Source organism: Bacillus sp. SIMBA_026 (assembly GCF_046535335.1).
Taxonomy (GTDB): Bacteria; Bacillota; Bacilli; order Bacillales; family Bacillaceae; genus Bacillus; species Bacillus velezensis.
In genome coordinates this window covers 599,413-614,913 of the sequence record NZ_JAWRWX010000002.1, presented here as the reverse complement: position 1 = coordinate 614,913, position 15,501 = coordinate 599,413, and the positions used below count along the sequence as shown (strand labels likewise).

General features: G+C 46.8%; 16 protein-coding genes. 13 read left to right on the top strand and 3 right to left on the bottom strand.

Features of this window, described 5'->3' with window-relative positions:
• Positions 1–102 precede the first annotated feature (102 nt).
• Positions 103–2,877 (bottom strand): DEAD/DEAH box helicase, encoded by a 2,775-nt coding sequence (locus SB847_RS13830; protein WP_032876000.1) that lies wholly within the window; start codon positions 2,875–2,877, stop codon positions 103–105.
• The gene (locus tag SB847_RS13825; RefSeq protein WP_014419070.1) at positions 2,864–4,474 is read right to left on the bottom strand and encodes an SWIM zinc finger family protein; all 1,611 of its coding nucleotides are present in this window, start codon (positions 4,472–4,474) and stop codon (positions 2,864–2,866) included. Before SB847_RS13825 ends, SB847_RS13830 begins: the two co-directional genes overlap by 14 nt.
• Positions 4,475–4,677: 203 nt before the next feature.
• Between SB847_RS13825 and SB847_RS13820 the strand changes: the two genes are divergently transcribed.
• The 11 genes from SB847_RS13820 (at position 4,678) to SB847_RS13770 (ending at position 13,629) form a co-directional block, all read left to right on the top strand.
• Entirely contained in the window at positions 4,678–4,821 is a 144-nt protein-coding gene (locus SB847_RS13820) for a YwzD family small protein (RefSeq protein WP_003151259.1), read from the top strand.
• A 215-nt stretch (positions 4,822–5,036) separates the two neighbouring features.
• Positions 5,037–5,783, top strand: a complete 747-nt coding sequence (tkmA, locus tag SB847_RS13815; RefSeq protein ID WP_410563881.1) for a protein-tyrosine kinase activator TkmA — start codon at positions 5,037–5,039, stop codon at positions 5,781–5,783.
• Positions 5,770–6,459, top strand: a complete 690-nt coding sequence (locus tag SB847_RS13810) for a CpsD/CapB family tyrosine-protein kinase (RefSeq protein WP_038460137.1) — start codon at positions 5,770–5,772, stop codon at positions 6,457–6,459. Before tkmA ends, SB847_RS13810 begins: the two co-directional genes overlap by 14 nt.
• A 45-nt stretch (positions 6,460–6,504) precedes the next feature.
• Positions 6,505–7,269: a tyrosine-protein phosphatase gene (locus SB847_RS13805; RefSeq protein ID WP_410563878.1), complete on the top strand. Its 765-nt coding sequence runs from the start codon at positions 6,505–6,507 to the stop codon at positions 7,267–7,269.
• Positions 7,270–7,468: 199 nt separating this feature from the next.
• Positions 7,469–8,794: a UDP-glucose dehydrogenase family protein gene (locus SB847_RS13800; protein ID WP_015240736.1), complete on the top strand. Its 1,326-nt coding sequence runs from the start codon at positions 7,469–7,471 to the stop codon at positions 8,792–8,794.
• Positions 8,795–8,857: 63 nt separating this feature from the next.
• Positions 8,858–9,646, top strand: coding sequence for a YwqG family protein (locus SB847_RS13795; protein ID WP_410577953.1), 789 nt, complete (start codon positions 8,858–8,860; stop codon positions 9,644–9,646).
• A 280-nt stretch (positions 9,647–9,926) separates the two neighbouring features.
• Positions 9,927–10,361, top strand: coding sequence for a coiled-coil domain-containing protein (locus SB847_RS13790; RefSeq protein ID WP_007407544.1), 435 nt, complete (start codon positions 9,927–9,929; stop codon positions 10,359–10,361).
• A complete protein-coding gene (locus SB847_RS13785) occupies positions 10,361–10,621 on the top strand; it encodes a YwqI/YxiC family protein (protein ID WP_007614257.1) in 261 nt (86 codons plus the stop codon). Before SB847_RS13790 ends, SB847_RS13785 begins: the two co-directional genes overlap by 1 nt.
• Before the next feature lie 19 nt (positions 10,622–10,640).
• Positions 10,641–12,449, top strand: coding sequence for an LXG family T7SS effector putative deaminase YwqJ (ywqJ, locus tag SB847_RS13780; protein ID WP_410563874.1), 1,809 nt, complete (start codon positions 10,641–10,643; stop codon positions 12,447–12,449).
• On the top strand, positions 12,439–12,903 hold the full coding sequence (locus tag SB847_RS13775; RefSeq protein WP_044802938.1) for a toxin-antitoxin system YwqK family antitoxin: 465 nt from the start codon (positions 12,439–12,441) through the stop codon (positions 12,901–12,903). The genes ywqJ and SB847_RS13775 overlap by 11 nt, the downstream gene beginning before the upstream one ends.
• Positions 12,904–12,912: 9 nt before the next feature.
• Positions 12,913–13,629, top strand: a complete 717-nt coding sequence (locus tag SB847_RS13770) for an endonuclease V (protein ID WP_410563870.1) — start codon at positions 12,913–12,915, stop codon at positions 13,627–13,629.
• Between the two features lie 86 nt (positions 13,630–13,715).
• Here SB847_RS13770 and SB847_RS13765 read toward each other — a convergent pair whose 3' ends face one another.
• Positions 13,716–14,597, bottom strand: coding sequence for a LysR family transcriptional regulator (locus SB847_RS13765; RefSeq protein ID WP_410563869.1), 882 nt, complete (start codon positions 14,595–14,597; stop codon positions 13,716–13,718).
• Positions 14,598–14,719: 122 nt separating this feature from the next.
• On the opposite strand from SB847_RS13765, the gene SB847_RS13760 reads away from it, so the two are divergent.
• Together SB847_RS13760 and SB847_RS13755 are read left to right on the top strand one after the other, a co-directional pair.
• Entirely contained in the window at positions 14,720–15,265 is a 546-nt protein-coding gene (locus SB847_RS13760) for a flavodoxin family protein (RefSeq protein WP_410563866.1), read from the top strand.
• Positions 15,262–15,480, top strand: a complete 219-nt coding sequence (locus SB847_RS13755) for a hypothetical protein (RefSeq protein ID WP_017418770.1) — start codon at positions 15,262–15,264, stop codon at positions 15,478–15,480. Before SB847_RS13760 ends, SB847_RS13755 begins: the two co-directional genes overlap by 4 nt.
• Positions 15,481–15,501: the final 21 nt, after the last annotated feature.

The window sequence follows — 15,501 nt, the reverse complement described above, 5'->3', positions numbered from 1 at the left end:
GATACTGTTCATGACTGGCGTGACGCATTCATGGCAAATGCGGCGTAACAGTAAGGACGACATAAAAGACCGGCTCTTCTGAGAGAGCCGGTCTTTTTGCGTTTAATGTGATTGCGCTGATGCGCTGAGGGTGAATAATTCTTCAAGCTCAGCGGATGACAGCTCGGTAATCCAATTTTCACTTTGGATAATCTGATCGTTCAGCGTTTGTTTCGTTTCGAGCATGGCATCAATTTTTTCTTCAATCGTTCCCGTCGTAATGAGTTTGTGAACATGGACGAACCGTTCCTGGCCGATTCGGTAGGCGCGGTCGGTCGCCTGGTTTTCCACCGCCGGATTCCACCATCTGTCATAGTGAATGACATGATTGGCAGCCGTCAGATTAAGGCCGGTTCCGCCCGCTTTCAATGACAAAATCAGCGTCGGGTATTCTTTCTTCTGGAATCGTTCGACGAGAGAATCGCGTTCCTGCTTGGATAGGCTTCCGTTTAAAAACTGAACCGGTTCTCCGAATGCTTTTTCCAGGAGGCGCTTCATCATGTTGCCCATCTGAATGTATTGGGTGAAAATGAGGCAGCTTTCCCCTTGTCCGCGGATCGCCGCCATTAAATCAAGCAGCTTTTCCAGTTTGACGGATCTCCCGTTTAACAGCTCTGTCTGTTCTTCCTTCAAATAGAGCGCGGGATGGTCGCATATTTGCTTCAAGCGGCCGAGCATGCTCAGAATCAGCGCTTTCCGCTGCATCCCGGTCAGAGAAGCCATATGTTCAAATGTATCTTTGACAAGCTGTTCATAAAGGGATGCCTGTTCGGCTGAGAGCGGGATAAACTCTTTTTGTTCCAGCTTGTCAGGAAGATTAAGCGCTACTTCTTCATCCCGTTTTGTCCGGCGCAGTAAAAACGGCCGGATTAACTGCTGAAGCTGGTTGATTCTTTTTTCGTCACGGTCTTTTTCAATCGGCAGCACATAGCGTTTATGAAAGCCGGTCAGACTGCCGAGATAGCCTTTGTTCATAAAATCAAAGATCGACCAAAGCTCTGTCAGGCGGTTTTCCATCGGTGTTCCGCTCAGCGCGATATGATGGACGCCTTTCAGCTTTCTGATCGCGCGGGACTGCTTCGTATGCGCGTTTTTAATATTTTGCGCTTCATCAAGGCAGATGGTGCTCCATGTCACGGAAGAAAGCTCTTCCTGATCGGCGTGCGACAGGCCGTAAGAAGTAAGAACAACATCCGCGTCCTGATAGGCCGGGACAAATGCTTCCCCCTTCGGCCGGCGGGGGCCGTAATGAAGCATGGCCTTCAGCTGCGGCGCGAAAGTCTGGAGCTCACGCTGCCAGTTGCCGAGCACAGATGTCGGCGCAATGATTAAGGCAGGCGCTTTTTGCCGGCCGCTTTCCTTCACATGGAGAAAATAAGCGATCATCTGAATCGTCTTTCCAAGTCCCATGTCATCTGCGAGACAGGCGCCGAAGCCGTTTTTCCGTAAAAACAGAAGCCAGTTCATGCCGTACATCTGATAAGGGCGGAGCTGGCCCTGAAACGCGGCGCTGACTTCATGCTCCGGCAGATCCCGGGCTTCCGTCAGTTTGCGGATCAGGCTTCTGAGCTGCTTTGATAATTCGATCTTGATCCCGGCAAATGCCGATGAGTCAATGATGTCTGTGTCCTCGGCTCCGTTTTCCCCGTGATCCATCAGTTCGCGCGCCAGCACGTCGGACATGTGGAGGCCCTCAGATTCCGCTTTTTCCATCAGTTTTTTCATTTGTTTAATGAATTGAGGATCAATTTTCACCCATTGGCCGCGGATGTTGACGAGACGTCTGTTGTTTGCGACGAGCTCATTGAATTCATCCTCTGTCAGCTCAATTCCGTTTGTGGCGAATCTCCAGTTGAAATCAAGCAGAGCATTCATGCCGACGAAGGACTCGCCCCGCGGGGAGGATGACACTTTCGCTTTGAGCATCATATTGCTGTCCCGGACAATCTGCCACCATGATGGGAGAAGAATCTCCACACCCATATCGACAAGCGTCTCACTCGCTTCCGATAAGAAGATCCAAGCCTCTTCTTCAGAAATCAGCGTCGTTCCTGAATCAAACGAAAGCCAGGGAACCGTTCTGCGGAAGCGGTCCTGTTCGCGCGCGATTTTTCCGCCGTATGCCTGCCACGCTTTTTTCAGTCCCTTCAGTCCGTCGAAAAAGGTGATGGAGCCGGTTTTTTTCTCACGTAAAAACATTTCGATTTTCCAGTCGTCACCGTCAAAATCAGGCTCGTTTAATCGGAGCCCGACGGTAAACGGCGTCAGATCGTCATGCCAGCCGATTCCCTCGAGAAAATCATCTTCATCCAAAAAGGAGCCTTTAAACGTATGAACGGCCGGTGAGCGGGTTTCGATCTGCCGCCATTTTTCCAGCAGGTCATCATTGTACTGAATGTAGTCCTGGACCGCGGCTGAGAACCAGTCTGCCGTAAAGCCTTCCAGCAAAAGCTCGCGGTCTTTGAAGCGCAGGACACCATTTTGCCAAGCCTCATAATCCGGAAGAAAATCGCCGTCGGCAATAAATTCGTATATCGTCGAAGCCGCTTCGATTAATGGTTCCGTTTCCTTTGTCAGCTGCACGGTGCTGAATGAATTGAACGAATTTTTTCCGAGCAGCTCGACGGTCATCCACGGGCTGAGCAGAACGGCCGGAGTGCCGATGAAGCTGACGTCTTCAAGAAACGTTCCGTAAAAGGTGGACTCATGCCATTGGAACAAATGAGTCTTCATCTGACTGAGAGTAAGCGGCTGCTCCTTCTCATCATGGCTTGACAGCGTAAATGTCCAATCTTCCATTTGTTCTACATGAATGAAAATTTCCTTAAGACTCGCCATCAATCAACTTTCCTTTCTGCAATTCTTCTTGAAGGGCGCGCAGCCTCTTGTAACTTGCGCTCAGCCGGCTGATATACCGCTCCCATACCTGCTGTTTTTTTGCCTTTTTATAAAGCGTCCGCAGTTTTTTCAGATGGCGTGCAGCCTCTTTATAGGCGCTGCGGTTTTTTTGATCGATAAAAAAGGCCGCCGCCCGGTGATAGGAGGGGATGAGCGCTTCCGGATCACTGGCGGCAATTTCCTTCAGGATGTCCTTTTCGATTTCCCAGACGGAAAAACCGACGAGGCTGTGAATCTCCACCCACTCCGCGTACCGCCGTTTTTCGTACAGGTACTGGCTGTATTCGGTAAAGGTATAGGGAAGGCAGCCGGAAGCAAACCGTTCAAACAGCTGATCATCCCGTGAGTGCCGCGCATAATCCGCCAATAGCGCAAACAGCTCTCCGATGATGTCGCGCATTTCTTTAAACGGCTTATCAAGCTTCGTATAGTTCACGGCAAGCGGCTCGATCCGGCCATACCATGTTTTCAGCCGTTTCCAGTCTTTTTTCGCGGTGAGTTCACCGAGCCATTGAAAGGTATACGGCAGCGCTTCAGGAGGGAAGCGGGACATATCTTGGAAGACCGCTTCATCATCTTTTTGCAAAAAGGCCAGATGAAGCCGTCCGAACCGCACTTCCGGCGAAAAACGGCGCCCGCTTTCCTGTGCGAGAATCTCCTGTTCACGCGCGACCCATTTCGGCCGGTTCAAAAGCGCGCTCCACATCTCACCGAATACCCGGAGGCGTTCGTATTGAAAAAGCTCTTCTTTCACAAGCAGTCTGCGGAGCACCGGGGGCGTCCGGTCTAAAAAAGGATCGAGTGAAAAAGACAAGGCGTACGTTTTCAGTCTGTCAATGGAGGAATAAATCGTATCCATCAGCTGTTCCACGTATGGATTGATGCTGTAATAATCTTTTTCGGCATCCAATCTGCCTGACTCAATCAAAGTGAACATGTGAAGCCAGACGGCAAGCGCCGAATGAATCTGATATAAGCTTTTAAGCTCGGGTTTTTTCGGGGCGTGTTTTTTGAGCGCTGACAGATAGCCGTAATAAAGGCCCTGCATTGTCTGGCTTCCGGCCGGCGTCCGCGCCTCCCACAGCGAGAATTCCGAATCAAAAAAAGCGAGCCAGCTTGACAGCGACTCTTCATTCGGCAGCACTTTTTCCTGAAACTGCCGGCGGACAAGCTCCCTGCTTTCCTCAAGCTTTTCTCTTTCCAGCCAATGTTCGGTAAAGGTACCGACCCGCTCGAATTGGGCATATACGTAAAGAAAAACGGCCAGCACGTGGCGGCAGATCGCCTCAGACGGGCATGCGCAGCCGCTTTTCACCATGAAAAATAAGTTCAGCGTGACCCTTACAGGCACAACATCCTGCACATATGCGGAAATCTCTGTCGGGGTTTGAACCTGTATACGATAGACGGAATCCTGCCGATATAAAATGAGTGCTTTCTTCATCAGCTGAACATTGTCTTCATTGTAAGGAAGAAGTTCTTTAAGCTGTTCAGCCGCTGCGAGCACATCTTCTTTAGCAATCATATCCTGAAGCATGATTATCGCTCCTAACGAGTCACAAAATAAAAAGATTCCAATTCCTCTATTATATCGCAACACATGGCCCGGAAAAAGTTTTTCCTAAAAAAGGACATAAAAACCCGAATGTGTCGAATGATGTATTAGAGATTGCAAAACAGCACCCGACAGCATATAATAATCTTGTTTTCAATTTAATGGAAGCCGAAAGGAAACGAATGATGAAGAAAACGAAGTTAGATCAAGAGGAGTTTCTGAAGATTTTAATGCATGCGCACGACATTGGTGAGCAGTCCTCTGAGATGACCACAAAAGAAATGCTTGAGAATTTGATTTCTTATATTAAAAATGGATATGCAACATAAAATCCCGCAGGCTCTTGGCCGCGGGATTTTTTAATCTTCCTGTGACACCAGTATTTAAAGCGCTTACAAAAATAAAACAGATTGAAGTGATTGTCTATTTTTGTCGAATTTTGTCATTTGAAAAGGTTAGAAATGACAGTTTAAAGCTGTATAATCGTAATTGGAAAAGATCATTGGAGGGAATGGGAATACGCGGAAAGTGATATGGAGGTTATATGGGAGAATCTACAAGCATAAAGGAAATATTCGCAATACTGAGAAAGCGTCTGCTGTTTATACTTATTATTACCGCGGCGGCATCTGCCGCAGGCGGACTCATCAGTTTCTTCGCTCTTACGCCGGTCTATGAAAACTCAACTCAAATTTTGGTCAGTCAATCCAAAAACAATCAAAAAGAAGTCCAATTCAATGACGTTCAAACCAACCTCCAATTAATCAACACGTATAATGTCATCATCAAAAGCCCGGTCATCCTCGATGAGGTGATTAAACAGCTGAATCTGTCCATGACTTCGAAAGAACTGGAATCGAAAATCACGGTGTCCAGCGAGCAGGATTCACAAGTCGTGACGATCGCCGTGAGGGATACGGATGCTAAGCGGGCGGCCGTTATGGCAAATGCGGTTGCAGCCGTTTTTCAGGACAAGATCACCGCCATCATGAACGTGGATAATGTCAGCATCCTTTCAAAGGCCGAATCGGCGGACAGCCAGTCACCAGCAGAGCCTAACCGTAAGCTGAACATCGCGATTGCGTTTGCCGCCGGACTTTTGGGCGGAATCGGTCTTGCTTTTTTGCTGGAACATCTGGATAATACGATCAAGTCGGAAGAACAGCTGGAATCGCTGCTCGGCATCCCGATCCTGGGAACGGTTACTTCAATCAGTACTAAAGACAGCGTTGCCAAAAACTTGAGGATGGCGGAAACCAAACAAGCGGGGGGCGGACATGTTGACGCGTAAAAAAGACAAACTCGGAAAACGAAGCGTGATTGCGATGTCTGAGCCGAAATCCATCAACTCAGAACAATATCGCACGATCCGCACAAACATTGAATTTTCTTCCGTTGATACGGAGGTGAAGTCTCTTTTGATCACATCCGCCGGTCCGGAAGAAGGAAAATCGACAACCGCGGCCAACCTTGCCGTCGTATTTGCACAGCAGGGGAAAAAAGTGCTTTTAATTGATGCGGATCTGCGCAAACCGACGGTTCATTTCACCTTCAAATTGGACAACGGAACCGGATTAACGTCGCTGCTGTTAAAACAGATGCCGTTTCAGAAAGCCGTCCTGCCGGCTGATGAAGCAAACCTGGATATTTTAACGAGCGGGCCGATCCCGCCCAATCCGGCGGAGCTTTTATCGACGGGTGCCATGAAAGATCTTCTGTCAGAAGCCGCCGCAGTTTATGATAAGGTGATTTTGGATACGCCTCCCGTTTTGGCCGTAGCAGATACGAAAATATTAGGCAGCTACACTGACGGGGCCATTATGGTGATCTCAAGCGGGAAAACGGACAAGGAAAAAGCGGCCAAGGCGAAAGAAGCGCTCGATTACTGCCCGTGCAAGCTCCTTGGGGCCGTGATGAACGGGAAGAAACAAACGAAACACTCGGACTACGCCTATTACGGACAATAATGTCATAATGGGCGCGGTCCATTCTTTTTAAGGAGGGATTGAAATATGATAGATATCCATTGTCACATCCTTCCTTCCATAGACGACGGTGCGGCGGATGATACAGAAAGTCTGAAGATGGCGAGAGAAGCGGTCAGACAGGGGATTGATACGATCATCGCGACGCCGCATCATGTGAAATACCGCTATGACACGGACCGGCATACGGTCAACGAAGCGGTCACCCTGTTAAACAAACGTTTGAACAAGGAAGGCATTCCGCTGACTGTTCTGCCCGGCCAGGAAATCAGAATAGACGGAGATCTGCTGGCAGGTCTTCAAAGCGGCTCGCTTGTCCCGCTCCATAATACGAAGTATGTGCTGGCGGAATTTCCGGCGGATCATGTCCCGGCCTACGCTGAAAGGCTGTTTTATGAACTGCAGCTGAACGGATATGTCCCCGTCATCGCCCATCCGGAGCGGAACAGAGAAATTCGCGAAAACCCTTCCGTCCTATACAGTCTTGTGAAGAAAGGCGCGGCCGCCCAAGTAACGGCCGGCTGCATTGCCGGAGCATTCGGGCGGAAAGCGAAATCCTTTTCGCTGCAGCTGATTGAAGCGAATTTGATCCACTTTCTCGCATCTGACGCCCATAATCTCGGACCGAGAAATTTTTATTATCAGGAGGCGCTCGGCGTTCTGAAAAAAGAAGCAGGGACAGAGCTGATTTACATGCTCACGGAAAATGCGGCGCTTCTCGCTGAAAACAAAGCCGTTTATAAGGAACCTCCGCTGCCTGTGGCCCGCCGTAAGCGCTGGGGTCTTTTTTAATCGTCGTCTCCATCCCGTTTAAATGAAGCGTAAGCGGCTGTTTTGCAAGATGATTCTTTTATGCTTATGCTATTATCAGCGGCCGGCACCGTTTTTTCCTATCATGACCTCAGGCTTCCGGCATTCAGCCGGCGCCGGGATCATATGATAATAACGGTAAGCTGCCCAGCAGCAATTTCTAAACGGTTGGGGGAACACGATGAAAATAACAGTGATCGGAACAGGCTACGTCGGTCTTGTGACAGGAGTGTCTCTTTCAGAAATCGGCCATGACGTAACATGCATAGATATTGACGAACGTAAGGTTGAGCAGATGAGAAAGGGATTGTCCCCTATCTTTGAACCGGGCCTTGAAGATATGATGAAACGAAATATCGGCCGGCATCGGCTGGCATTTGAAACAAGCTACGAAAAAGGGCTTGCGGAAGCGGACGTTATTTTTATAGCGGTCGGAACGCCGCAAAAAGAAGACGGGCACGCAAACCTTACTTATATTGAAAATGTCGCCGAACGGATTGCCGAACATATTTGTAAAGATGCGATCGTCGTGACAAAAAGCACGGTTCCCGTGGGAACGAATGACAGGATCAGCGAAGTTATTCATTCACGGCTGAAAGCGGACGTGAACATTTCAATCGCCTCGAATCCGGAATTTCTCCGTGAAGGTTCAGCGATTCACGATACCTTTCACGGCGACCGCATCGTGATCGGGGCTGAAGACCGGCAGACGCGGGAAACGCTTGACCGGGTTTTCGCGCCGCTTGCGATTCCGGTATATCATACGGACATCAGAAGCGCTGAGATGATCAAATATGCGTCAAACGCTTTTTTAGCGGCAAAAATCAGTTTTATTAATGAGATTTCTCATATATGTGAAAAAGTCGGTGCGGATGTGGAATCAGTCGCACACGGAATGGGATTGGATAAACGGATCGGCAATCAATTCTTAAGAGCCGGCATCGGTTACGGCGGTTCCTGCTTTCCGAAGGATACAAACGCCCTCGTGCAGATCGCGGGACATGTGGAGCATGATTTTGAATTGCTGAAGTCCGTCATTAAGGTCAACAATAACCAGCAGTCCATGCTGGTTGATAAAGTGCTGAACAGGCTCGGCGGTGTGACGGGGAAGACCATCGCGTTATTAGGGCTGTCTTTTAAGCCGAATACAGATGATATGCGGGACGCGCCGTCCATTGTCATTGCGGATCGTCTGGCGGCTCTTGACGCCCGGATGACAGCGTACGATCCGATTGCTTCATTCCGGGCTTCCGGGCTGCTTCCGGCTGCGGTTTCCTATCGGGAGTCCATAGAAGAAGCCGTCAGGGGAGCGGATGCCGTCCTGATTCTGACAGATTGGGAACAAATTAAACACTTCCCGCTTGAAGCGTACAAAGAGCTGATGGAAACCCCGGTTATTTTCGACGGGAGAAACTGCCACTCGCTTGAGGAAGCGGAACAGGCGGGCGTGGAATATATCTCAATCGGAAGAAGAGCCGTCGTGCCTCAGACTGATTCTGTCACTTGAAAGGCCGGCGGACCGCGCCGGCCTTTTATCATACAATCATTAGAGACGAAGGAGATATTAATCGTGGAAAACACATGGAAATTGCCGAAGCAAATGGAATCATCCCGCGGTCTGCTGGAAACGTCAGCACGGCCTTTTATCAAACTGCACGTCAAAAAAGCTGAAACGGGACGGTATGACAGTAAAATTGCCGGAGACCCCTATTTTCCGAAACATGAACCATATCCTGAAGATGAAAGCGGCAGGCCGATGAAGCTTCTCGCTCAAATCAATTTTGCGGATATGCCCGGACTCCCTGATTTTCCGGACACCGGCATTCTTCAGTTTTACATATCGGTCAGTGATGACGTATACGGTTTGAATTTTGACGACGGGTGCGCGCAAACGGGTTTCTGCGTTAAATATTTTGAACATGTGACAGCAGAAGAAGCGGAGCTCATGGATGATTTTTCTTTCGTTCAGGTTGAAGAGGAGTACGATTTTCCGATTCAATCCGAAGCGCTGATCACCCCTGAGCTGTCTGCTGAATGGGTGCTCCCGTCTGATTTTCAATTCAGGCAGTATGCCGGGATGGATGCCTTTGACTATTTCGAGCAGTTTGACGATGAGGTGTATGACGAATATACGGCGAATGCATTCGGCCATAAAATCGGCGGCTATGCGTCCTTCACCCAGGAAGATCCGCGGTCTTACTCCCATAAAAACCATACGATTCTGCTTTTGCAAATTGATTCAGATGATGACATTGATTCGATGTGGGGAGATGTGGGAATCGCCAATTTCTTTATCAGACCGGAAGATTTGAAGAAAAAAGATTTCTCAAACGTTTTGTACAACTGGGACTGCAGTTAACGACAGTATGATGATCATGATACAAGGCAAAGGAGACGGTTAATCACTGTCTCCTTTTTTTTAGGGAATTTATCATGGATACATAGAGGAGATCAATGAATGGATATGCCGTTTATGTGAGTCTTTTGGCGTTAATGATGAACATCTCGGCTGCTGAAAATAAGCCATTTAACCTATTTAAGCTGCTTTCTGTCTATTTTAAAATATAATATATGGAAATATAGTATGGAAAAGTCTGTGCTTTTTGTACGACTTTTTGCGTAAGACGAGGTGAAAACAGATGAGCCATTCAAGCACATTAAGCCATATTAACAGCACAATCAGCCATAAACTGGGCGAGGTTGAACACCAAATTGATAAATTAAAAGAAGCGAAAAGAGAGATAGAATCTCTGCAGGAAGAGGGCGTGTCTGAAATCAGAGACATCCTCAGGCCGCACTTGGACCATCATTGGACCGGCACTTTTGCTGAAGAATTTGATGACCGGCGCGATCAGGCCCATACAGAAGCATACAGAATCGTTACAGACAAATACGACGGTTATATTTACCGAATCGGCTTAAAGATGACACAGCTTGAAATTGAAAAAGGAGGGCTCCTTGCCGCCAGAAGCATCGCGAGAGAGGCAGAGCACCTGCTGACGCTGGGAGAAGAAGCCCTTGACACAGTCGGAGAAAAAATACAATCAATCAAAAGAAGCTGGAGTTGGTTTTAATGGCAGAAATAAAACTCAAATACGGAGCTGTCATGAAGCAGCTTGAATCCGTCAGCAGCGCTTTGGAGGCCGTTTCGATCGGGAACGCCGGTTCAAACGGAAAAAACAAGCTCGACTATACCTCCAAATATCAATCCCGCGAGGCAAAGCTTGTATCGATGATCAGCGAATACAAGCAGGCCGTTCATAAGAATATCGCGGACGTTAAAGACAACGTAGATTCTTTGAAAGAACAGGACGAGGCGATCGCCGTAAAATAACGAAAGAAAGGACTTGCCGATGAGCAAAGTGTTTGAATCACAATCGTTAACGGACGAAGCAGATAAGAGAAAGAAACAATACGAAGCCCTTGAAGAGCAGCTGCGTGCGCTCAAACAAGCCTTTCAAGGCGTGGCCGATCTGGGTGATGCTTTGAAAGGGAAAGGCGCAGACAATATAAAAGATTTTTTTCAGGGACAAGCGGAAATCGCCGACAGCTGGCTGACGCTTGTCTCTGCTCAAATTGCGTTTTTAAATGGCATTTCAGGTGACATTAAAGATCAAGAACTCAGCGATACATATGCGGAGACTTCATTTTTGGAGCATGAGCTGCCCAACGCGGATTTGAAAGCTTCAGAGATTGTCTCCGCTCATAAAGCAGAAATCGATTCAATTTTGTCAGGCATCAGCGATATTATTCATCTCGACACATATACGCTGGATGATTACGCTGATAAAATGGGCGATGCCCAGAAAACCAGACGCGATACGATCACGGCAGTCGATACGCTTGATGAATCCCTGACCGCTGAATATCAAAACTTAGAATCTCTGGACAACGCAGTGCTCAGCAAATATTCCGTTCTCATGCAGGCCACCAGCAACGGGAAAAGCGCATCCCCTATGTACTATGACAAAAAAGCCTTCCACAGCAATGAAATCTACAAAAGCGTCATGGCGACAGAAAAACAGGGAACGGACTATATTGACGCAAAAGCCCAGCAGGCCGAAGCAAGACGGCTTCAGGAAAAGGCTGAAGAAGAAGCCAATAAACCATGGTACGAAAAAACATGGGACGGAATCTGCAACTTTACCGGCGAAGTCACCGGCTATTATGATTATAAAAGAGCAGCCGAAGGTGTTGATCCGGTGACCGGCGAAAAACTCTCCACCGCAGAACGTGTCACAGCCGGCGCCATGGCCGCCGCCGGATTCATACCGGTCGTCGGCTGGGCGGGCCGCGCTTTCAAAGGCGGAAAAGCCATTTACAAAACCGGAAAAACCGTCATTGCCGCAGAACATGCTTTAGATGCCTATAAAACCGGAAAATCCTTAGACATTCTCAAAATGACAGAAATGGGCGCATACGGCCTTGTCGCCTCAAACGGATTCTCAGAAGCCGTCACAGGCAGAGATATGTTCGGAAACAAAGTGTCTGAGGAGAAGCGGAAGCAAGGGGCGCTGGAAGCTATTACTATGATTGGTGGAGCAGGATTGGCACACTACTTTGAGCGGTTGTACCAAAAAAATGCTCCATATGTCAATAAAGTGGCTAATGAAAGCCTTAGTAGCAATATTGCTAAGACTAGTGAAGAAAAACAAACTAGGCTTCAATATTTAAGAAATAAGCATGGTATATTGTCTAAAGAAGATCTTCACCATCGAATAAATCTAAGAGCAGAAGTGTTAAACGAACTTAGTAAAATTAAATCATCTGGTTTAACTAAAAAACAAAGAGGTCCTGCGGTAGCTGGCGTATTGGACAAAAAAACAGGCAAGTATTATTTTGGAATTAACAATATAGATGGGGAGCCACCTAAGGTACTACATCCACTTATTCATGATAGAATCGTAAATATGCCTGTAGAACTTAAGGAAGGTTATATAAAAACATCAGGGGCTGGTTCTCATGCCGAAGTTAATGCGCTAAATGAAGCATTACTACAAAGACCTGATGCGGAATTAAAAGAATTAATGGTATACGTAGTAAGTGCGAGGAAAATAAATAAAAAGATGCCAGAAGGTGTCCCAATGCCTAGATGTCCACATTGTGAATATATAACTCAAAATACAAATTATATACCGGAGGCTTTAAAGTATGGAAAATGAATATGATATGAAGAATATAAAAGAAATAGGAGTGGACTTTGAGGATTTATGGTTCTCTTCGGTCAGTGATGAGATACTAGATAATCCTGAAGACGAAAATGGCCAGCCGTTTACAGGGCTGGCTTACGAATTATATCCAAATGGACAAATCATCTATTTTACTAAATATAAGAATGGGCTGGCTCATGGTTTAACAAGTGAATTTTATGAAAACGGGAATAAAAAAAGTGAAAAAGAATATAGATATGGGCAATTGCATGGTAAAAGTATAATTTGGTTTGAAAATGGAAGAAAAAAAAGTGAGCAACAGTATGAGCATTCCATACTAATTTGCGAAAAGAGTTGGGATGAAGAAGGCAATCTATTAAATCAGTATGAGCTAGATACAAGTAGTCCTCACTTTGAAATACTAGAATCGAGAAGAGAGACTCACATTAATTTAGGTCGAGAGTGATCAATCGTTATGAAATTATTTGATGTGCATAATTTTGATATGAAAAAGGAACAAGATTTTTTACAGGTCCAATTTAACCTTCAAAATCGTATCAACCTATCCCCTGTCATCCATCCAGACTCCGTCAACACATGCGCAGGCGTCGACCTCGCTTATTGGGAGCAGGACGGGGAACCGTACGGCGTATGCAGTATCATCGTGATTGACGCTGGTACAAAAGAAGTGATTGAAAAAGTGCACAGCATGGGGAAAATCAGCGTGCCGTATGTTTCCGGTTTTCTTGCGTTTCGCGAGCTGCCGCTGATCATTGAAGCGGCCAAAAAGCTGGAGGCAGAGCCGGATGTGTTTTTGTTTGATGGCAATGGGTATCTGCATTACAATCATATGGGCGTTGCCACCCATGCGGCTTTTTTTCTGGGTAAGCCGACGATAGGGATTGCAAAAACCTATCTCAAAATCAAAGGCTGCGATTTTGAGATGCCCGAAAATGAAGTCGGCGCCTGCACCGATATTCTCATTGACGGCGAGGTATATGGCCGGGCGCTTCGGACACGGCGGGACGTGAAGCCTATCTTCTTGTCTTGCGGACATAACATTGATTTAGAAAGCAGCTATCAGATCACAATGAAAATGATCAATCGAGAAAGCAGGCTGCCGATCCCTGTCCGTCTGGCTGACCTTGAAACGCATGTTTTGCGAACGTTTTATCGGGAAAATCACGTGTAACACTTGGGGCTTTAAGCCACCAAGTGTTTTTTTGTATGCCTGGTGTCTGCTTTATTAAAAACTTTGTCGTCCTTGCAGATAGGTTTTTATTTGAATGTTTTTCGCGTCAAATCGATAAATGCCTTTAATGGTGCAGACATCCACTTGTCCTTATGCCATGCTAGTTGAGTAAAAACGGGGCATTCATTCTGCCAGTTGAGTTCTTTCATCCGTCCTTCGGCAATATCGTCTTTTACTGTCATTTCAGGCAATAGTCCAATTCCGAGTCCGGCCATCACGCATTGTTTGATGGCTTCGATGCTGACGAATTCTAATTTGTTAGGGTAGACTCCGGCGTCATGTAAAGTGTTCTCAAAGAGCGTGCGATATGAACAGCCGTCCTCTGTCAGCAGAAGGGTTTCGTTTTGAAGATCCTTCAATGTTGCTGGTGAGTCTGCTGGAAAAGGATGGTCATTGGCGGCTACCATTTTGATTTCATCCTGAATCAAAGATTCAACGTGCAGTGCGTCTTCCGTTCGGTTCACATCCAAGATGAAGGTGATATCAAGCTGGCCTTGTAAGAGCTGTTCTTTCGCTTGTTCGTTGGACACATACGGTTTGAATATGAGCTTTACTTTAGGAAAAGCCTGTTTGAATTCTTTTATGATAGGCGGAAGGCGATATGTGCACTGGCTTTCCGTCGCGCCGATTTTCAAGGTTCCGGTTGTTTCTCTTACTTGATTTGCGGCCATTTTTGCTTCTTCTGTTAACGCAATAATCTTCTGTGCATAAGATTTGAACGTTTTTCCTGCTTCTGTCAAGATAAGCCGCTTGCCGAGCCGTTCAAATAAAGGCGTCCCGATTTCTTCTTCAAGTGATTTGATCTGAGAAGTAACGCTTGATTGTGCATAATTAAGCATTTTGGCGGTTAGGGTGAAGTTTACATGTTCTGCCGCCGTAATAAAGGTGATCAGCTGCTTCAATTCCACTTGTTCTCTTCCTTTCTAAATCGGTTTTAGCGATTGGATTAATCGAAATAATCATCTGTGTTGATTGATGAATCCATTATAAAATGAAGAAAATCATTCGTAAACAAAGGAGCAGATGTATCATGAAAATTGCGGTTATTAACGGCGGAACTCGGTCTGGCGGAAATACGGATATTCTTGCGGAGAAGGCTGTTCAAGGATTCGATACGGAGCACATTCATTTGCGGAAATATCGGATCCAGCCAATTGAAGATCTGCGTCACGCTCAAGGCGGCTTTCGTCCTGTTCAAGATGACTGCGATTCTATCATTGAGCGGATATTGCCGTGCGATATTCTTGTATTCGCCACCCCAATTTATTGGTTTGGCATGTCAGGGACATTAAAGCTGTTTATTGATCGCTGGTCACAGACGTTGAGAGATCCGAGATTTCCTGATTTTAAACAGCAAATGTCAGCGAAGCAGGCATATGTAACAGCAGTGGGAGGAGACAATCCTAAACTAAAAGGGCTGCCGCTGATTCAGCAATTTGAACATATTTTTCATTTTATGGGGATGTCCTTTAAAGGCTATGTGCTGGGAGAAGGCAATCGTCCCGGTGATATTCTTCATGATCATCAGGCGCTGAGCGCGGCGAGCAGCTTATTGAAAAGAAGTGATGCTCTATGAAGCTGCTGCTGGTTATCTCTGGTATGTTGATTCTTGCACTCTTTTTAGCTTGGAAAGCGCCGACTTCTGTTTGGATACAGGCTGAAACCAATTCGCCTCAGGTTCAGCAATTTGTGAGAATGGCAGGCGCAACGCTGCAAGTTAAGCAAATCATCAAGAGTGATGCAGGCGAAGAAACAGTTGTCATATCAAATGGTATTTCTGGGCCAAAATAAAAAAGCACCTGTCCAGGTGCT